An 18795-nucleotide genomic window follows, 5' to 3' on the forward strand; every position below is an offset into this window, starting at 1 on the left:
CAGGATTTTCAATGGCCGATTTTTCAAAATACTCTTCCAACCTGCCGGCGCGTACGTCCGAAGCGCCGATCCCGTTTGCACGGCCGGGCAACCTTGCCGCCATCATCGGCCGCATCGAGGAAGCGGTCGAGGAAGAGACGGCCGGTTTGAAGAACGACACCAGCTATGACCTCAAGGCCTCCAACGCCCGCAAGAGCCGCTACCTCTATGAGCTGACCCGCGCCATGAAGGGCGCCAACGAGATCGAATTCCTGGAACAGCATCGCGACAGTCTGGCGCGGCTGCGCCAGAAGCTCGCGAAAAACGAGGCTGCAATCCTCGCCCACCTCAACGCGGTCAACGAAGTCGCCACGCTGTTGAAGAACGCCATTCAGCGCGCCGAAGCCGACGGCACATACTCGGCCGGCGAATTCGGTTGGGCGAGCTGATGATCTCGGCAACAAACGGGAACAACCGGTGATCAAATTCATCGCCGCCGCGATCTGGATCTGCGCCGCCACGCTTGGCGCGGTGTTCTATTCGTTCCAGGCGGCCGGTGAGCGCGGCGTCGGCGAGACGCCGAAACCGATGCTGGGTGGCCTCGACTACGTCAAGACCGACATCATCTCGGTGCCGCTGATCCGCGATTCCAAGATCGACGGCTATTTCCTCACCAAGCTCGTCTACACGGTCGAGCCGGCCGAGATAAAGAAGATGTCGATCCCGGCCGAAGCGCTGATGACCGATCAGGTCTATTCCTATCTCTACTCCAATCCGCAGATCGACTTCACCAAGAAGGAAACCATCGATCTCGATGCCTTCCGCAAGGCCATACGCGACACCGTCAACGCCCGCGTCGGCGCCGACCTGGTGCATGAAGTGCTGATCGACCAGGTCAACTTCCTGACCAAGGACGAAATCCGCGACAACGCCATGCGCCGCCGCAAGGATCCGGCCACGCCGACCGAACCGGCCCCGGCGGAATCGGCCCAGGCCGAGGCGGCGAAGCCCGCTGCTGAACACTAACCTTCGTCGCAGGGCGAATGTTCTCTGCCGCATTCCTTCCGACTGAAACGAGATGACGCATCGCGCGTTGACGTTTACGTCAACTCGAAGCTATATGCGCCAAGCGACCAGGATCGCGGTACGCGCGAGACAGCGACTTCGGCGGAGGCCGGTCACTGAAGCGCGGCAAAACGCAACGAGACCAGGAGAACAGTCATGAGCGTTCAGGATATTGCCGAGAAGATGAGGTCGCGCGTGGCGAGCGCCGGGTTCGAACATTCCGTGAAGTTCGATACCGGCAGCAACGGCGTCATCGTCATCGACGGCGCAACCGTCTCGACCACCGACGCGCCGACCGACTGCACCATAAAGCTGTCGCTCGACGATCTGGATTCGCTGATCGCCGGCGACCTCAACCCGACCATGGCGTTCATGTCCGGCAAGATAAAGGTCGAAGGCGATATGTCGGTCGCCATGGCGCTCAGCCAACTGATCGGCTGAGCCCTTCGCAAAAACAAAACGCCGCCCTCGCTGAAATGCAAAGGACCGGCGGCGGCGTTTGTTTTTGGACAATCAGGCGGCCAGCGACAGCCTCTGTGCCTTGAGCTTGCGACCTGCAGCCTTCAGCGTGCCATGCGCGCCGTCGAGCGCACCATCGATCAGTTCCAGCGCCAGCAGGCGGTGCCGCTCGTACGGACCAGGCATGGCGAGCGCGCCGGTCTTCTCCGCCGAGAAGCCGAAGCGGCCATAGTAAGGCACATCGCCGACCAGCAGCACCGCGGCATGGCCGAGACGCGCGGCCTCGGCCAAAGCATGGCGCATCAGCGCCGAGCCGATGCCGGCGTTCTTCAGCGCCGGATCGACGGCGAGCGGTCCGAGCAGAAGTGCTCCCGGGCCACCCTCGCCCAGACGCACGTCCCACAGCCGCACCGTACCAGCAACCGCGCCGGCTGCATCGCGCACGATAAAAGCGAGGCCTTCGGAAGGCCGGCGGCCACGCCGCAGCTTCTCCGACGATTTCTTGCGCCGCATCGGCCCCATAGCGCGATCGAGCAACGCTTCACGCGATGCAATGTCTGCCGCAGTTTCGGCGACGATGGGAATGGCGCCGGCCATCTCCCCCTCGAGGGGGGAGAATCCAATGCCGTCAATGTAATTTACAATGTCCATTTCCGCGATCCTTCACGAGCGGAGCTTGTTCCACAGGCGAACCCGGGCGGACGCAAACGTCCGCCTGGGGTGATCTGAAGGCCGAAGCCGTCAGATCACGTAGGATCGGAGAGGCTCGAAGCCGTTGAAGGCGACCGCCGAGTAGGTGGTCGTGTAGGCGCCGGTGCCTTCGATCAGCACATCGTCGCCGATGGTCAGCGACAGAGGCAGCGGATACGGCGTCTTCTCGTACATCACGTCGGCCGAATCGCAGGTCGGGCCGGCGAGCACGCAAGGTGCGGTCTCCGAACCGTCATGGCGGGTGACGATCGGATAGCGGATCGCCTCGTCCATCGTCTCGGCCAGACCGCCGAACTTGCCGATGTCGAGGAACACCCAGCGCACATTGTCGTTTTCGGCCTTCTTCGAGATCAGCACGACTTCCGACTTGATGACGCCGGCATTGCCGACCATGCCGCGGCCCGGCTCGATGATGGTCTCAGGGATCGCATTGCCGAAATGCTTGCGCAGCGCCGAGAAGATGGCCTGGCCATAGGCCTGGGCCGCCGGCACGTCACGCAGATAGCGCGTCGGGAAACCGCCGCCCATATTGACCATCTTGAGGACGATGCCTTCGTCGGCAAGCGTGGCGAACACCTTCTTGGCGTCGGCCAGCGCACGGTCCCACGCCGTCAGGTCGGTCTGCTGCGAGCCGACATGGAACGACACGCCATAGGCGTCGAGGCCGAGCGTCCTGGCATGGCGCAGCACGTCGACGGCCATCGCCGGCACGCAGCCGAACTTGCGCGACAGCGGCCACTCGGCGCCTTCGCCGTCGGTCAAAACGCGGCAGAACACGCGCGCGCCGGGAGCGACGCGGGCGATCTTGTCGACCTCCTCGACGCAGTCGACGGCAAACAGCCGAATGCCGAGCTGGTAGGCGCGTGCAATGTCACGCTCCTTCTTGATGGTGTTGCCGAAGGAGATGCGGTCCGCCGGCGCACCGGCGTCCATCGCCATCTCGACCTCGGCAACGGAAGCGGTGTCGAAGGACGAGCCCATCGCAGCAAGCAGGCGCAGGATCTCCGGCGCAGGGTTTGCTTTCACCGCATAGTAGATTCTGGAATCGGGCAGCGCCTTCTCGAAGGCACGGAAATTGTCGCGCACGACATCGAGGTCGACGACGAGGCAGGGGCCGGACGGACGTCGGGTGGCGAGGAAGTCGAGGATGCGCTGGGTGGCCATCGGGGTCTCTCCATTAACGCCTTGCGGCGCGCAATAAGGCTGCGGGACGCGGGCTTTCGGCCTCGCGAACACGCGGTCAAACAAAGGCGGGACGGAAATCCATGGAACCAGCCGGTGGAGACCCCGGAACCATGAAACGCCGTCTCGCGGCGGTGAACCTTGGCCTTGCCCGGCCTCGGTTCGCTTTGTCTGCCTTGGCTTGGATGGGAGACCCGTCCGCACTGCCGGCAATGAAGGTGTGCCTCTTCAGTAACCCCGGTCTTTGGACGACCGGCAGAACACCAGAAAGGCCCGCACCGTCGTTGCTTCAAGGTGTCCTCGGGCTGGCGGTTGGCCGCTAGACCGACTGGAGGGGTTAGCTCCAGTTACCTTACCGATTTCCCTCACCATTCGAGGATCGGCGGACACCCACAGGCACGTGCGACTTTGGGCAAGCGCGATATAAGATCGAAAGATTTCACAATCAATAAAAATCGTACTCCAGGTTGTAAAATTTCCGGCATCGAACAATGCTGGGCCTACTGTATACGGATATCGAACGATGCCAGGCACGCACGGCCCGCTCAACGCCTTTCTCGACCTGCGTCGAATGCCGGTGGCCAATGCGGAACTGGGGCCACTGGCCGGGCTGCGCCTGGCTGTGAAGGACATTTACGACGTCGCCGGCTACCGCACCGGTTGCGGCAATCCGGTGAAGTTCGCCGAGGCGCATGCCGCGTCCAGCACGGCACCGGCCGTGCAGGTGATTCTCGACGCCGGCGCGCGCTTCATCGGCAAGACGCAGACCGACGAGTTCGCCTTCTCGCTGGTGGGCCAGAACGCGCATTTTCCGTTTCCGGTGAACCCGGCCGCTCCCGATCGCGTCACCGGCGGCTCGTCCTCCGGATCGGCGGCGGCGGTGGCCGGCAAGCTTGCCGATATCGCCACCGGCTCCGACACCGGCGGCTCGATCCGTGCCCCGGCGAGCTTTTGCGGGTTGATCGGGCTGCGCACCACGCATGGCCGCATTTCGCTTGAAGGCACGATGAAGCTGGCGCCGAGCTTCGACACATTCGGCTGGTTCGCCGACGACATCGAGACCTATGAGACGATCGGCAAATTGCTGCTCGGCCGCGACCCGCATCCGTATCCGCTCACCCGGCCGCTTTCGATCCGCTGGCTGGACGCTTTCGTGGCCGGCCCCGCCGAGGCAGCCGAATACGCCAGGATGAGAGCGCTGGCCGCCAGTCTTGTCGGTGAGCCGGCGCCGGTGGAGTACAGCTTCGCTTCCTTCCCCGACGAGCTCTACTGGTGCTTTCGCCGCCTCCAGGCCGCCGAGGCCTGGCAGCAGCATGGCGCCTGGATCATTTCTGGCGAGCGCGATCTCGGGCCGGGCGTCGAGGAGCGCTTTGGTTTTGGCCGCACGATCGACGAAAAGACCGCGCGGGCCGAGGCGGTGCGCCGCCTGACCTTCCGCTCCGAGCTAGCCGCGCTGCTCGGCCAGGACGGGTTTCTTGTCCTGCCCACCGTTCCAGGCCCCGCACCTCTGGTCAAAAGCGAGCCGCAGCAGCTCCAGGCCTACCGCGAAAGGGCCTTGCATCTTTTGTGCCTTTCGGGTCTTTCAGGCTTTCCGCAAATCACCCTGCCGCTGGGCTCGGTTGACGGTGCCCCTTTCGGCCTCTCGCTGCTCGGCCCTCCCGGCAGCGACATTGCCCTGATACGGCTCGGCCGGCGAATTCTCGATGCGGCACGAAAGGCCTGATGATGGATACACTGACCCGCATGCGCGCCTTCATCGACGTCGTCGAGGCCGAAGGCTTTTCGGCGGCCGCGCGCAAGATCGGTCGCTCCAAGGCGCTGCTGTCGAAATATGTGCGCGAACTCGAGGACGAACTCGGCGCGCTGCTGCTCAACCGCACCACGCGGCAGTTCTCGTTGACCGAGGCCGGCCATACCTATTACAGCCGCGCTTCGGAAATCGTGCGCGAGGTCGACAGCCTGGCTGACGCCGTGCGCGAATCCTCCGGCGACGTGCGCGGCAGGATCAAGCTGTCGGCGGCGCGCACCTTCGCCGATGCGCCGATTGGCCAGTCGCTCATCGACTTCGCCAAGCAGCATCCCGACATCGTCCTCGACATCCATCTCGACGACCGCTTTGTCGATCTGGTCGAGGAAGGTTTCGATCTTGCCGTGCGCATCTCGCGGCTGGAGAACTCATCGCTGATCGCCCGCCGCCTGGGGCCGTTTTCGATCAAGCTTTGCGCCTCGCCGGAGCTGATCGCCAAGCACGGCAAGCCGACGCGCCCGCAGGATCTCGCCAACTTGCCCTGCATCGTCGACACCAATGGCCGCTCGCTCGCCAACTGGCGCTTCAGGGGCGATGGCGAGGAGTCAGTCAGTGTCAACGTATCGGGTCCCATCGAGGTCAACAGCCCGATGGCAGCGCGAGCCGCCGCCGTGTCCGGCCTGGGCTTCACCATCCTGCCCGATTTCATCGCCGCCCCCGACCTCGCATCCGGGCTGCTGGTGTCGTTGCTCGACGACCGCATCCAGTCGGGCAGCGGGATTTTCGCCGTCTACCCGCACCGTCGCTATCTGCCGGCCAAGGTCCGTGTCTTCGTCGATTTTCTGGTGCAGTGGTTCAAGAACCGCGAGAGCGCCTGACCCGGTCTTGCCGTGCCGCGGTCCCAATTTCGCCCCGTTTCTGGTAACCTCTCGAAATCTCTCCGAGGCCGATGGAACAGCGACCGAGAATGCATCTGAAACGGCACGCAATCATGCTGGCTTCGGCCTTGGCGGCGCCTTTTGCCGCCGTTGGAGCGGCTGGCGCGCATCCTCATGTCTTCGCCGAGGCCCGCCTCGACGTGATCCTCTCGCCGGATCACCAAAGTGTGAAAGCGCTGCGTCACCTCTGGCGTTTCGATGATCTGTTTTCGAGTACGGTGATGATGGAGTTCGACAAGAACTCCGACCTGAAGCTTGACGACAAGGAGCTGAAGGATGTCGCCGACACCGTTCATGCCTCGCTGGCCGAGTTCAATTATTTCCAGCTCGTCACCGTCGACGGCAAGGACGTGCCGATGACGCCGCCACCGCATCTTATGGCCAATTTCGAAAACGACCAGCTGATCATCCTGTTCGAATCCGAACCCAAGGTGCCGATCAAGCTCGCCGGCAAGATCGATTTCGGCGTCTACGATCCAACCTTCTATACGGCGATCGACTTCACCGAGGATAGCAACATCACGGTGGAAGGCCTGCCCTCGAACTGCACCAAGAGCGTCATCCGGCCTGATCCGGACGAGGCGATCAAGGAAAACCAGAAGACCTTGACGGACGCGTTCTTCAACGACCCGACAGGCACCGACATGAGCAAGATCTTCGCCACCAAGCTCGAACTGAATTGCCCGCCAGAAGGATAGATCCGGTGATGAAACCGTCCCTGCGTTTGGCATTCGGCCTCGTGGCCGCTGCCCTGCTGATGACGCACTTTCTCGGGCAGGCCCATGCCCAGAGTTCACTCGGCATCGGTGTCAATGACGGCATGGCGCCCACCACCGGCCCGTTCGCCCACATCCTGATGTGGATCAATCTGCGCCAGCAGGAATTCTACCGCGCACTGGCCACCGCGATGAAGGCGATGCGCGAGGACGGCAGCAAGATGTGGCTGCTGATCGGCCTGTCCTTCGCCTATGGTATTTTCCACGCCGCGGGCCCCGGCCACGGCAAGGCGGTCATCTCGTCCTACATGGTGGCCAATGAAGTGGCGCTCAGGCGCGGTATCCTGCTGTCCTTCGTCTCGGCGCTGCTGCAGGGCCTGACCGCGATCCTGGTGATGCTGCTTGCCTATTTCGTCCTGCGCGGCACCGCGATCTCGATGACCGACGCAGCCTGGTTCATGGAGATCATGAGCTATGTCTTCGTCACTTTGTTCGGCGCCTGGCTGCTGTGGCGCAAGCTCGGGCCTACGGTCCTGCGCTGGTTCGGCAAGGCGCCCGCCTACAGCCTGTCGGCAGCCCACGCCGGTCATTCCCATAGCGGCCATTCGCATGCCGCTCACAGCCACGCGGCGCATGCGCATTCGCACGCCTTGCATGTGCATCACGACCATTCGCATGATCATCACGATCACGCTGCGCACGACCACGACACACACGATCGTTCCCATCACGACCACGCTCATCACGATCACGCCGCTCACGATCACCCAGCCGGCGAGGTCTGTGGTACGTGCGGCCACTCACATGCGCCCGATCCGGCGCTGTTGTCGGGCGACCGCTTCGACTGGCGCACGGCCTGGTCGGCTGTAGCCGCCGTCGGCATCCGCCCCTGCTCCGGCGCGCTGATTGTGCTGAGCTTCGCTTTGCTCAACGGCCTGTGGCTCGGCGGCCTGCTGTCGGTGCTGGCGATGTCGATTGGAACCGCCATCACAGTCTCGGCGCTGGCAACGATCGCAGTCACCGCCAAGAACTGGGCGGTCTATTTCGCCGGCGACGGCCGCATGGGCAACCGCATCCACACAGTCGTCGAAATCGGCGGCGCCGCCTTCGTCTTCCTGTTCGGGCTGTTGCTGTTGTCGGCGAGCCTGTCCGGAGCTGTGTGACCTCGGCGGGTCAGGCCTGACCCGCGATCATTCCGCCCAGCTCATCCTCGATATGAGCGCGGATGATTTCATCGAAACTGTTTTCGGCGCTGAAGCCGAGGTCCCTTGCACGGCGCGCCTCGAAGCGCGTCGGCCAACCCTTGACGATCGCCCAGATCGTTTCGTCGGGCTCCTCACGGATCAGGCTCGCCACCTCGGCGCCTGCAGTGCGCTCCAGCGCCTCGATCTGCTCGCCGACGGTGACGGCAACGCCGGGCATTGTGAGGTTGCGGCGCGGCCCGACAGCGGCACCGTCGAGCCCAGCGGCATGGATCAGGAAACCGACCGCAGAGCGCGGGCTGGCATGGGTGTGCAGCACCGAGCGCGGCACCGGCAGGATCGCCTCGTGGCCGCTCAGCGGCTCGCGGATGATGCCGGAGAAGAAACCTGACGCCGCCTTGTTCGGCTTGCCGGGCCGCACGCAGATGGTCGGCAGCCTTATGCCGATGCCGTCGAAGAAGCCGCGCCTGGAATAGTCGGCCAGCAGCGCTTCGCTCATCTGCTTCTGCGTGCCGTAGGAGGTCAGCGGCGTCGGATGAAAGTCGTCCGGGATGACATCGGGGAACGGCGCGCCGAACACCGCGATCGACGAGGTGAAGACGAGGCGCGGCGCAAAGTCTGCCAGCCGCACGGCGTCGAACAGCGCCCGTGTGCCGTCGAGGTTGACGCGGTAGCCGAGATCGAAATTCGCCTCCGCCTCGCCCGACACGATGCCGGCGAGATGGAACATGACGTCGGGGCGTGACGCCACCAGGCTCTCGGCAGCACCGGCGTCGACAAGGTCGCCCGTATGCGTGGCGATGCTGACGCCATCCATCGCCGGCGCCTGCGGCGGCACGATGTCGTGCAGGTCGAGCCCGGTGATCTTGCGGCCGTTGAGCGTGCCGTCCTTGGCCAGCCGGTCGACAAGTTTGCGGCCGACCATGCCGGCGGCGCCAGTAATCAGGATGCGCATTTCGAAAGCCTCTTATTTGCCCTTGTTCTGGTTGCGGCCCCGCAACCAGAATACCAGAAAAAATGCCAGCACGAAGGCGATGCCGACGATGCCGGCAAGTACGGTCGAGACATTGCCGACGGCCAGCATCACGGTCGGCAAATAGAACGCCGCGATGCCGAACAGCAGCATGATCCAGGCTGCGGCAATCAGCGCGTTTCGCGTGTCGCGGTCCATCATGCCGTCCCACCACAGCGGGAACTCGTCAACTCGGATGCCAATGCCATGAAATTCCCTGTCAGTGATAATGGCCGTGATGCGGTGGCGCACCATGGTCGTGGTCATGATCGTGCTCGTCATGGCTGTCGGCGCACTGGCCGAATTCCGGTTCAACCGTGGCGTGGCTGATGCCGTGTTCGGCGGCGAGCCGCTTCTTGATGGCGCTGACCGCCTGGTGCGGATCGACGCCATCGTTGAGGCAGGCATGCAGCGTCGCCATGTTGCTGGACCCGTCGAGCGACCAGACATGCATGTGATGCACTTCGCGCACGCCGTTGACGGTGCCGGCAATGTCCTTGGCGATGAGGTCGCGGTCGAGGCTTGCCGGTACGCCTTCGAGAAGGACGTGGGCGGCTTCGCGCATCAACGACCATGCGGTGGACAGGATCAGCACCGAGACCAGCACCGACAGAATCGGGTCGATCGGCGTCCAGCCGGTGGCCAGGATGACCAGCGCCGCCACGATCGCCGCCGCCGAACCGAGCAGGTCGCCCAGCACATGCAGGATGGCGCCGCGCATGTTGAGGCTGTCGTGGTCGCCGCCATGCAGCACGAAGAACGAGGCGAAGTTTACCAGAAGGCCGGCGATCGCCACCACCAGCATCGGCCCGCCCAGCACCGGCGCCGGCGTCATCAGCCGGCCCCAGGCTTCGTAGACGATCCACAAAGCAATGGCGAAGATGGCGATGCCGTTGGTGTAGGCGACCAGCGTCTTGACCCGGCCGAAACCATAGGTCAGGCGCACTGTCGCCGGCCGTCCGCCAAGATGGAAGGCGTACCAGGCAAGGCCAAGCGCGATCGAGTCGGCGAGCATGTGGCCGGCGTCGGCCAGCAGCGCCAGTGATCCCGTCAAAAGGCCGCCAAGCACTTCGGCCACCATGAAGCCGGCGGTCAGGCAGGCTGCGATCAGCACACGCTTCTTGTCGGTCGAGCCATGCACGTGGCCGGCGCCATGCCCAGCATGCGAACCATGATCATGGCTGTGCGCCATCGGAAAAAACTCCTGTTACGCGCCGAACTCGGCGCGGAAATCCTCGAGCCGCCGCTTCTGCCGGCCTTCGCCATCGAAATTGGCGGGATCGAGCCATGCCTCATAGGCTTTGCGCAGCGCCGGCCATTCCTTGTCGATGATCGAGTACCATGCGGTATCGCGGTTTTCACCCTTGACCACAAGATGCTGGCGGAAAATGCCCTCGAACTTGAAGCCGAACCGTTCCGCCGCGCGCTTTGACGGCTCGTTGCGGTTGTTGCATTTCCACTCGTAGCGGCGATAGCCGAGCCCGTCGAAAATATACTTCATGAACAGGAACTGCGCCTCGGTCGCTGCCGGCTTGCGCGAGATCAGCGGCCCCCAATAGATGTTGCCGATCTCGATGACGCCATAGGTGGGATCGATGCGCATCAGCGTCTGTCGCCCGGCGACCTTGCCGCTGGCCTTGTCGATGACGGTGAAGAACAGCGGATCCTCGCTCGCCTCGACCTTGTCCAGCCATGGCTGGAAATCGGCGCGGGTTTGCGGCGGGTAGTCGGGCAGCCAGGCAAAGCGTCCATCGATGTCGGGCACGGACGACGCCTCGTACAACCCATCGCCGTGCTTTTCGGCGCTCAGCGGTTCGAGCCGGACATAGCGGCCGTCAATGGGCTTGCGCTCGGGCCGCGGACGCGCTTGCCAATCTTTGAGATTTTCCGACACGCAAAACTCCAATCCGTTTGACTTTTGTGAGCAGACGCTCACAAAAACGCGGCCTAACAGCAAGAACCACACGGACGGGAAAAATGCTCCACACGATTTCGGCCTTCGACCGCCTCGGCGAGGAAAACGCCTTTGCCGTGCTGGCGCGCGCCACTGCACTGGCTCAACAGGGCCGCGACATCGTCAATCTCGGCATCGGCCAGCCCGACTTCAAAACGCCGCAGCACATTGTCGAGGCCGCGATCAAGGCGCTGCGCGACGGCCACCATGGCTACACCCCGGCCAATGGCCTGCTGGCGACGCGCGAAGCGGTGGTGCGGCGCACGCTGACCACTACCGGCGTCGAAGTCTCGCCCGAGAATGTAATGATCCTGCCCGGCGGCAAGCCGACCATGTTCGCGGCCATCTTGATGTTCGGCGAACCCGGCGCCGAGATCCTCTATCCAGACCCAGGCTTTCCGATCTACCGCTCGATGATCGAGTTCACCGGCGCCGCGCCCATTCCGGTGCCGATCCGCGAGGAGAACGGCTTTGCCTTCTCGGCAGAAGAGACGCTGGCGCTGATCACGTCGAAGACCAGACTGCTAATCCTCAACTCACCGGCCAACCCGACCGGCGGCGTCACGCCGCGCGCCGAGATCGAGAAGTTGGTGGAGGGGCTGCAAGCGCATCCGCAGGTCGCTATCCTCTCCGACGAAATCTACGACGTCATGACCTATGACGGCGAGACGCATTTTTCGCTGCTCAATTTTCCGGAAATTCGCGACCGGCTGATCGTGCTCAACGGCTGGTCGAAGACATGGGCGATGACCGGCTGGCGCATGGGCTGGTCGATCTGGCCGAATGGCGACAAGGGCGGGCATCTCTACGACAAGGTCCGCAAGCTGGCGGTCAATTGCTGGTCCTGCGTCAACGCGCCGAGCCAGTTCGCCGGCATCGCCGCCATCGACGGCCCGCAGGACGATGTCGACAAGATGATGCGCGCCTTCGACAACCGCAGGAAGATCGTGGTCGAGGGGCTGAACGCGCTGCCCGGCGTCTCCTGCATTACGCCGAAAGGCGCATTCTATGCCTTCCCGAATGTTTCGAAGACCGGCTGGAAGGCCAAGAAGCTCGCCTCGGCACTGCTCGAGGAGGCCGGCGTGGCGCTGATCGGCGGCCCCGATTTCGGCATTCTCGGCGAAGGCTACATCAGGCTTTCCTACGCCAATTCCGAAGAGAACATCTTGCACGCGCTGGAGCGGATCGAGGCGTTTTTGAAGAAGTAGGCCTTCGGCTGTTCACCCACGCCCCACGAACGGCATCTTGGTCGCCATCACCGTCATGAACAGCACGTTGGCGTCGAGCGGCAGGCTGGCCATGTGGACGACGGCGTCGGCGACGCGCTGGACGTCCATCACCGCTTCGGCGGCGATGGTGCCATTGGCCTGCGGCACGCCGACCGTCATTGCGTGCGCCATATCGGTCAGCGCGTTGCCTATGTCGATCTGGCCGCAGGCGATGTCATAGGGCCGGCCGTCGAGCGCCAGCGTCTTGGTCAGCCCCGATATGGCGTGCTTGGTCGCGGTGTAGGGCACCGAGCCCGGCCGTGGCGCATAGGCCGACACAGAGCCATTGTTGATGATGCGGCCGCCCATTGGCTTTTGCTTGCGCATGACGCCGAAGGCGGCGCGGGCGCATAGGAACGATCCGGTGAGATTGACGCCGACAATATCGTTCCAGACCTCGACCGGGATCTCGTCGATCGGCGTCGACTTGTAGCTCATGCCGGCATTGTTGAAGAGCAGGTCGACGCGGCCGAAGGCTGCGGCCACCGTCTCGAACAGGTCATCGACTTCGCCGGCCTTGCTGATGTCGCAGGCAACTGCCAGCGCCTTGGCGTCCGCTTTCCCGGCTTCGGTAATGGCGGCGTCGAGCACCGCTTTGCGGCGGCCGCAAAACACCGTGTTCCAGCCCGCCTTGAGCAGCGCCGTGGCGACGCTCTTGCCGATGCCGGTGCCGGCGCCGGTGACGATGGCGGTTTTCTCTGTGAGGGCTGTCATGGATTTTGCTCCTGCGCGCCGCGCATCCCCGGCACAGATCGGGGTGCATCCGAATGCACCGACCCATCGCAAATGAGGGCGATCATGGCAAGCCGGACACTAATGCATGTCGCTCAAAAGTGGCCCCGGTTCTGAGAGAACGACATGCATCCGGACAAAAACATGAAGCGCCACGCGCTTTATGTGATCGGTCCGACAAAAAGGGCGGTCATTGGCGACCGCCCCCTGATCTGAACCGGGCTTGGGAGGAGGAAAAGCCGATCCGACTAACTAAAATCATGCGCTTCCTCGGTAAACGAGAAGTTAACGCTTTTCCCGCCGCGGCTGCGTTGTCTACCAGCGCGGGTTCGGCGCCGTGCCTGACGGAACCGGCACCTTGGCCGCCGACACCGTCGCCTCGACATGATCGACGAGCGCATCCGGCAGGCCGAGCCGGCCGGCGAGCAGGTCGAGATAGCCGCGTTCGGCGCGCGTATCGGGGTCGATCGTCAGTCGGGACGCCGTGTAGAGCTCGAGCCTCTGCTCATCGGTCTTGGCGCCTGCGACCAGCGTATCGAGGTCGAGCGGGCTGTCCAGCTCGGCCATCAGAAACTTTTCCGCTTCCGTGCCGATGCCGGCCAGACTGAGCTTGCCGGCGATCTTTTGGCGTTCCGCGTCATCGACATGGCCATCGGCCTTGGCCGCCGAGATCATCGCCCGCACCAGGGTCAGCGTGAACTCGTCCTCCCCCTGTGGCGCCTGTGAAGGATGAAAGCCGGTGTCGGCGGGCGGCGGCAGCAATTCCGGCTGGCCGGCCGCCGGCGCCTGCTCGGGTGCATTGCCGGCCTTGTAATTCTGGTAGGCCTTGTAGGCGAGACCGCCGATCGCAGCCAGTCCGCCGAGCTTCACGGCCGTGCCGGTGACCTGCCGTCCCGTGCCGGTTCCAAGCAGCACCGCGGCCAGCGCACCGGCGGCCAGCGGATTGTCCTTGGCCATCTGCACAGCCTGCCCGGCCTTGTCGCGAACGGTGCCGGTTGTGCCGGGAACTTGCGAGCCGAGCAGATCGTCGAGAAGCTTCTTGGGGTCGAACATGGTGCCTCCAGAAAAGGGCCCGCGCCAACGTGGACGGGCAGGTTTTGGACGTTGCAGACGTAGGTCCCGATTGTTGACATTACAATGACGGACCGGCGCTTTGCTATCGGCGCCGGCAATGCCGCAAATCAAATTCGATGTGTCGAAACCCGCCTCGGCTTCGGTTAGTGTCGCCGCAACGTCGGCGAGGGAGGAGTTTTGCCGTGACCGATCAGCCAGACCGCGACCAAGCACGAGATCCCCAGGATCTGGAGCGCCTGCTAATTGATCGGCAATGGGCGGGAGACATTGAGGGCATGGTAGCGCTGTTCGAACCCGATGCCGTCATCGACACCGGAGCAGCCGAATCGACGCGTGGCCATGAGGCGATCCGCGCTTTGTTCGAAGCCTTTGCCGCGAGCTGGCGAAAATTCCAGCGCGGCGAGCAGCGCCCGGCGGCCATTAACGGCGACCTCGCGTTGACGTCGACCAGGCTTGCCGACGGCTCGATAACCTCAGAGGTCGCGCGCCGGCAGGCCGACGGCACATGGCTGTGGGTGATCGACCGCTATTCTGTCGTGTGGTGATCCAGTCAGGGCGTCGGCGGCACTTAACTGCCGATATGTCCCCTGCCCTGCGCCTGCGCAAGTTCGACCTGGCGCTGGCGCTCGGCATAGCGGGTGCGATCCTCATCCGAGCGTGCCTCGTAGCAATGCGGGCATGACACGCCGGTGGAAAAATGCGGCGACAGCCGGTTCTCCGGCGTCAGCGGATGCCGGCAGGCGCGGCAGAGTTCGGCCTCGCCTTCGGTCAACCCATGCGACACCGAGACCCGCTCGTCGAAGACGAAACACTCGCCCTGCCACAGGCTGTCTTCGGCCGGCACCTCTTCAAGATATCTGAGGATGCCGCCCTTGAGATGGAACACATCCTCGAAGCCGAGCGACTTCACATAGGCCGTCGCCTTTTCGCAGCGGATGCCGCCGGTGCAGAACATCGCAACCTTGCGGCCGTCGAGTTGGTCGCGGTGTTTTTCCACCCAGGCCGGGAATTCGCGAAAGCTCGACGTGCGCGGGTCCACCGTGCCCTCGAACGTCCCGATCGACACTTCGTACGCGTTGCGTGTGTCGATGACGATGGTGCCGGGGTCCGAGATCAGCGCGTTCCAGTCGGCCGGCGCGACATAGGTCCCCGCACCCGTCGCCGGGTCGAGGTCTTCGACGCCCATGGTGACGATCTCGCGCTTCAGCCGCACCTTCATGCGATGGAACGGCATTTCGGCGGCAGTGCTGTATTTGACCTCGAGATCGGCAAGACCCTCGATGGCCTCGAGATAAGCGATCAGGTCGGCTATGTCGGCTTCGCTGCCGGCGACCGTGCCGTTAATGCCCTCCTGCGCCAGAAGCAGCGTGCCCTTGATGCCGCGCCCGCAGCAGAAGGCGGCAAGCGGCGTGCGCAAGACCCGCAGCGCCTCGAAGTCGCCCAGCCTCGCAAATTTGTAGAGCGCGGCAACGCGCACGGGTTCACGGTTGGTCATCGCCAAGCCACTAAACCGTGGTCAAAGCGGATTCAAGGCAGAGCTAAAGACACTTCGTCGGTATTCGCCCGCAGGCTCGTTGGCCGACATGTGACATCGCGGCAGGCCGGGTTTCGTGGACTCGGAATCGGCCTTCTGCTAATCGGTTGAAATCACCTAGGGAGAGACAAGCCAATGCTCAGCAAGACCGAAACGCTCCTGTCGCTGCTCAATGGCCAGCCGGTCATTCCGGTGCTGAAGATCGCCAATGTCGCGGACGCCGTCCTGCTCGCCCGGGCGCTGGCCGCCGGCGGCCTGCCGGCAATCGAGATCACGTTGAGAACCGCCGATGCGCTGGAAGCGATCCGCCGCGTCGCCGGTGAGGTCGAGGGCGCCATTGTCGGCGCCGGCACAATTCTCGATGCCAAGCAGTTCGACGAGGCAGCGGCCGCCGGATCGAAATTCATCGTCAGCCCCGGCATCACGCGAGAGTTGCTGGCGGCGACCAAGGACAGCGACGTTCCCTTGCTGCCCGGCGCCATCACGCCCGGCGAGATCATGGCTGCCCGCGAGGCCGGCCTGCGGTTCCTGAAATTCTTCCCGGCCGAACAATCCGGCGGCATCGCCTCGCTGAAGGCCTTTGCCTCGCCGCTGGCCGACGTGAAATTCTGCCCGACCGGCGGCATCTCGGCCAAGAACGCCGCCGACTATCTCAGCCTGTCCAACGTTATCTGCGTCGGCGGCTCGTGGGTGGCGCCGGACGAGTTGGTCAAGGCCGGCAAGTGGGATGAGATCGAGGCGCTCGCACAGACCGCGAGCAAGCTCGGAAAATAACCTCCGCTACTTTGTCTTTGCGCAATTCCCAAGGGAAGCGCTCCGCGCTTTTCCGGGAAAATCACAGTGTTCCCGGAATTGCACTCGGCACAAAAACCCGCCAGCTGCGCCGACCGGGTTTGCTACGCGTTGAGATTTTGGTTCCCGCTCATGGGCTCGAACCACGATTCACGCCTTCAAAGGGCGCTGTCCTACCATTAGACGAAGCGGGAATGCAGCTTGGTGGTTAGCATTCTGTGGCGATGGAAGCCAGTGCTCGAGATCTCGCTAAAAACAAAAGCCGCACAGGTTGCCCAGCGCGGCTTCGAGTCGATAACGCCCCGGTCACGCCCTTACTTCGTCTGGAAGCGGGCGACCGAAAGGAATTTTACGGCATTGCCGGTGAAGCGGTTGGCATCGGCCATCTGGTTGTCCGCCTGGAAGCCTGCGGTGTAGACCTCGCTCGGCGGCGTATGCACGATGTTGTAGGCATAGCGCGGCGCTGTCGTCGGGCTGGAAACGGTGGCGATGTTGTCGCCGCTGCTCAGCGCCCAGCGGGCCGCCTGCGGTTCGGCCGCCACCACCACTGCCTTCGGTCCTGGCTTCAGGTCGCGGGCCGAAGCCCTGGCTTCCTTGCGTGTCGTCTTGACGCCGGCGCCGATCACCGAGGCTGGATCGGTACCGGCGGGACGGGCAGCAATAGCGCCGCGCGGCGATGCGGCATCGACACCTGACGGATCGTTGAACGCAGAGCGCGGCTCAAGCGACGCAACCTGATAGTCGTCGGTAGCACCGGCTGTATCGGCGGCGCTGGCCTGTTCGAGAACCGCCTTGACCTCGTCCGGACGCTGCGACGGCAGCACCGAGAACGCGTCGGTTGCGGTCTGCTTGTGGGCAGCCGTATCGGCCAGCGCCAGCAGAACGCCCTTGTCCTGCGGCGCAAGCTCAGCCGGCGGCGAAGAGCGGTCGGGACGCCAGGTCGGCAACGGGACGTTGACCGCGACCTGCGCCGGAGCGGCAGCTTGATCGGCCCCCTGGTCGGCATTGCTCGCATCGGCCGTGCCGAACGGCACATTGGCCGGCGCCTGCGCCGTCGCCACCGTCTGTTCGGTGGTGGCATCGGCCACGCCGAACGGCACGGTCTCAGGTTGTTGCGCGCCGACATCGGCCTTCGGCCGCGGTGCGAAAGCGGGCAGCGGCACTTCCTTGGCGGGCAGCGCGGCGATGATCGTCTCCGGCGTGTCCTGCGGCTCCGCATCGTCAGCGCTGTCGTCGGCAAGCTGCGGAATGTTGGCGCGCTTGGCGTTCTGCGGCGACACGATCGCGATGCCAGGCAGATTGCTGTTGTTGTTGCTCGTGGCAGCCAGCACCGGCTTCACGCTTCTCGGCGGCGGCGCGGCGGTAGCGACATCGGCGCTGTCGTCGGCTTCGTCTTCACCGCCACCGCCAAAGAACGCGGACAGGAAGCCACCGGATTTCTTGGTGCTGCCGCCTGCGCTGGCCATCATGATGGCAGGAGAACCGGCGCCCTTGCGTGCCTTGTAGGAGGCGAGCGCTTGGTCATAACCCGGCAACGGCCTGCCGTCGCTCGGCACATGCAGCGTCTTGCCATTGGGGAACAGGCTGACCAGTTCCTGGCGGCTGATGCCTGGCCAATGCCGCACATTGCCGACGTCCATGTGGACGAAGGGCGAACCCGACGACGGATAGTAGCCGACGCCGCCGCCCTGCATCTTCAGGCCGATGTTGCGCAGCTTTTTCAGCGGCACACCCGGAATGTAGAAGTCCATCGCCTTGCCCAGCATATGCTGGCTTTCCTTGGCGACACCGCGGCTGCGGCTGCGCAGCATCGAATTGGTCGACGGCGAGCGATAGCCGCAAACGACCTGGATGTAGTCGGTGGCGCCGGCCTGCCGGTAAGCTTCCCACACCAGATCGAGCAGGCGCGGATCCATCTTGGTCGGTTCGTTGCGACGCCAGTCGCGCAGGATGATGTTGATCTTCCTGAGGCCTGCCGGATCGTAGCGGCCATTGCGCTTGTAGACGATCTCGGCCTTTTCGTGCGTGTGGAGGTGATAGAGCTTGAGCGAGCGCGTTTCAGCGCTGGCGCCGGCAGCAGTTGCGGCGAGGAAAGCGAACGCAACGATCAACGCTGCCAGCCATCTCGGCCAGACGCCCATGTGATCGCGCCGCCCGTTTCTGTGTCGTTCGACTTTGTTCAAATCAAAAGGCCTTGCAGGCTGCCGTTTGTCCCCGGATTTGTCCAAACGGATGCGTGGTTCTCACATCCGAATATCGATCCTAATGGTTAATCATCGCTTATTGAAGCCGAAATGCGGTAACACCGTGGCGATATCCCGTCAAAAATAATACACAGGATTTCTTGGTAAACTGCTGGTTTAGATCAAGATTCAGCCTTTTCCCGCTACACGATCTGTTACCGCTGGCCTTAATGCGTGAACAACGGCG

General features: G+C 63.7%; 20 protein-coding genes and 1 tRNA gene. 10 read left to right on the plus strand and 11 right to left on the minus strand.

Annotated elements, in window-relative coordinates; all coding sequences use genetic code 11:
- Positions 1–11 precede the first annotated feature (11 nt).
- The 3 genes from NLY44_RS16310 (at position 12) to NLY44_RS16320 (ending at position 1485) form a co-directional block, all read left to right on the plus strand.
- Positions 12–428: a hypothetical protein gene (locus NLY44_RS16310; protein ID WP_023671919.1), complete on the plus strand. Its 417-nt coding sequence runs from the start codon at positions 12–14 to the stop codon at positions 426–428.
- 28 nt (positions 429–456) lie between these two features.
- Positions 457–1005, plus strand: coding sequence for a hypothetical protein (locus tag NLY44_RS16315; protein ID WP_023683275.1), 549 nt, complete (start codon positions 457–459; stop codon positions 1003–1005).
- Positions 1006–1200: 195 nt separating this feature from the next.
- The gene (locus tag NLY44_RS16320) at positions 1201–1485 is read left to right on the plus strand and encodes an SCP2 sterol-binding domain-containing protein (protein WP_023683274.1); all 285 of its coding nucleotides are present in this window, start codon (positions 1201–1203) and stop codon (positions 1483–1485) included.
- A 72-nt stretch (positions 1486–1557) separates the two neighbouring features.
- Here NLY44_RS16320 and NLY44_RS16325 read toward each other — a convergent pair whose 3' ends face one another.
- Together NLY44_RS16325 and odc2 are read right to left on the minus strand one after the other, a co-directional pair.
- Positions 1558–2100, minus strand: coding sequence for a GNAT family N-acetyltransferase (locus tag NLY44_RS16325; RefSeq protein WP_023804728.1), 543 nt, complete (start codon positions 2098–2100; stop codon positions 1558–1560).
- A 144-nt stretch (positions 2101–2244) separates the two neighbouring features.
- Entirely contained in the window at positions 2245–3378 is a 1134-nt protein-coding gene (gene odc2 / locus NLY44_RS16330; RefSeq protein ID WP_023671923.1) for an ornithine/lysine decarboxylase, read from the minus strand.
- Positions 3379–3919: 541 nt separating this feature from the next.
- Between odc2 and NLY44_RS16335 the strand changes: the two genes are divergently transcribed.
- The 4 genes from NLY44_RS16335 (at position 3920) to NLY44_RS16350 (ending at position 7960) form a co-directional block, all read left to right on the plus strand.
- Positions 3920–5119 carry an amidase gene (locus NLY44_RS16335; RefSeq protein ID WP_023804727.1) on the plus strand — a complete coding sequence of 400 codons (1200 nt, stop codon included), beginning with the start codon at positions 3920–3922 and terminating at the stop codon, positions 5117–5119.
- Positions 5120–5121: 2 nt separating this feature from the next.
- Positions 5122–6021, plus strand: a complete 900-nt coding sequence (locus NLY44_RS16340; RefSeq protein WP_023671925.1) for a LysR family transcriptional regulator — start codon at positions 5122–5124, stop codon at positions 6019–6021.
- An 89-nt stretch (positions 6022–6110) separates the two neighbouring features.
- Positions 6111–6779, plus strand: a complete 669-nt coding sequence (locus NLY44_RS16345; protein ID WP_023804726.1) for a DUF1007 family protein — start codon at positions 6111–6113, stop codon at positions 6777–6779.
- Between the two features lie 8 nt (positions 6780–6787).
- Positions 6788–7960 (plus strand): nickel/cobalt transporter, encoded by a 1173-nt coding sequence (locus NLY44_RS16350; protein WP_460221795.1) that lies wholly within the window; start codon positions 6788–6790, stop codon positions 7958–7960.
- Positions 7961–7970: 10 nt separating this feature from the next.
- On the opposite strand, the gene denD is transcribed toward NLY44_RS16350, so the two are convergent.
- Genes denD through NLY44_RS16370 form a run of 4 tightly spaced genes read right to left on the minus strand, consistent with a single transcriptional unit; the run spans position 7971 to position 10905 of the window.
- Entirely contained in the window at positions 7971–8954 is a 984-nt protein-coding gene (gene denD / locus NLY44_RS16355) for a D-erythronate dehydrogenase (protein ID WP_023804724.1), read from the minus strand.
- Between the two features lie 12 nt (positions 8955–8966).
- Positions 8967–9173, minus strand: a complete 207-nt coding sequence (locus tag NLY44_RS16360) for a hypothetical protein (protein ID WP_023701051.1) — start codon at positions 9171–9173, stop codon at positions 8967–8969.
- A gap of 58 nt (positions 9174–9231) precedes the next feature.
- On the minus strand, positions 9232–10203 hold the full coding sequence (locus NLY44_RS16365) for a cation diffusion facilitator family transporter (protein ID WP_023695719.1): 972 nt from the start codon (positions 10201–10203) through the stop codon (positions 9232–9234).
- A 15-nt stretch (positions 10204–10218) separates the two neighbouring features.
- Positions 10219–10905, minus strand: a complete 687-nt coding sequence (locus NLY44_RS16370) for a GNAT family N-acetyltransferase (protein ID WP_023701049.1) — start codon at positions 10903–10905, stop codon at positions 10219–10221.
- A gap of 83 nt (positions 10906–10988) precedes the next feature.
- Between NLY44_RS16370 and NLY44_RS16375 the strand changes: the two genes are divergently transcribed.
- A complete protein-coding gene (locus NLY44_RS16375; protein ID WP_023701048.1) occupies positions 10989–12173 on the plus strand; it encodes a pyridoxal phosphate-dependent aminotransferase in 1185 nt (394 codons plus the stop codon).
- A gap of 12 nt (positions 12174–12185) precedes the next feature.
- On the opposite strand, the gene NLY44_RS16380 is transcribed toward NLY44_RS16375, so the two are convergent.
- Positions 12186–12947 (minus strand): SDR family oxidoreductase, encoded by a 762-nt coding sequence (locus NLY44_RS16380; RefSeq protein WP_023671933.1) that lies wholly within the window; start codon positions 12945–12947, stop codon positions 12186–12188.
- 333 nt (positions 12948–13280) lie between these two features.
- On the minus strand, positions 13281–14018 hold the full coding sequence (locus tag NLY44_RS16385; protein WP_023671935.1) for a tellurite resistance TerB family protein: 738 nt from the start codon (positions 14016–14018) through the stop codon (positions 13281–13283).
- 203 nt (positions 14019–14221) lie between these two features.
- On the opposite strand from NLY44_RS16385, the gene NLY44_RS16390 reads away from it, so the two are divergent.
- The gene (locus tag NLY44_RS16390; protein WP_023804723.1) at positions 14222–14584 is read left to right on the plus strand and encodes a YybH family protein; all 363 of its coding nucleotides are present in this window, start codon (positions 14222–14224) and stop codon (positions 14582–14584) included.
- Positions 14585–14607: 23 nt separating this feature from the next.
- Here the strand turns inward: NLY44_RS16390 and trhO are convergent, their stop codons facing one another.
- Positions 14608–15534, minus strand: coding sequence for an oxygen-dependent tRNA uridine(34) hydroxylase TrhO (gene trhO, locus NLY44_RS16395; RefSeq protein ID WP_023804722.1), 927 nt, complete (start codon positions 15532–15534; stop codon positions 14608–14610).
- Positions 15535–15708: 174 nt separating this feature from the next.
- Here trhO and NLY44_RS16400 point away from each other — a divergent pair, with 174 nt between their 5' ends.
- Positions 15709–16347, plus strand: coding sequence for a 2-dehydro-3-deoxy-phosphogluconate aldolase (locus NLY44_RS16400; protein WP_023804721.1), 639 nt, complete (start codon positions 15709–15711; stop codon positions 16345–16347).
- A gap of 138 nt (positions 16348–16485) precedes the next feature.
- Here NLY44_RS16400 and NLY44_RS16405 read toward each other — a convergent pair.
- Together NLY44_RS16405 and mepK are read right to left on the minus strand one after the other, a co-directional pair.
- A tRNA-Gln gene (locus NLY44_RS16405) sits at positions 16486–16559 on the minus strand.
- Positions 16560–16679: 120 nt separating this feature from the next.
- Positions 16680–18506, minus strand: coding sequence for a peptidoglycan L,D-endopeptidase MepK (gene mepK / locus NLY44_RS16410; RefSeq protein ID WP_023686395.1), 1827 nt, complete (start codon positions 18504–18506; stop codon positions 16680–16682).
- Between the last annotated feature and the right edge of the window lie 289 nt (positions 18507–18795).

Source organism: Mesorhizobium sp. C089B, from assembly GCF_030323125.1.
Classification (GTDB): Bacteria; Pseudomonadota; Alphaproteobacteria; order Rhizobiales; family Rhizobiaceae; genus Mesorhizobium.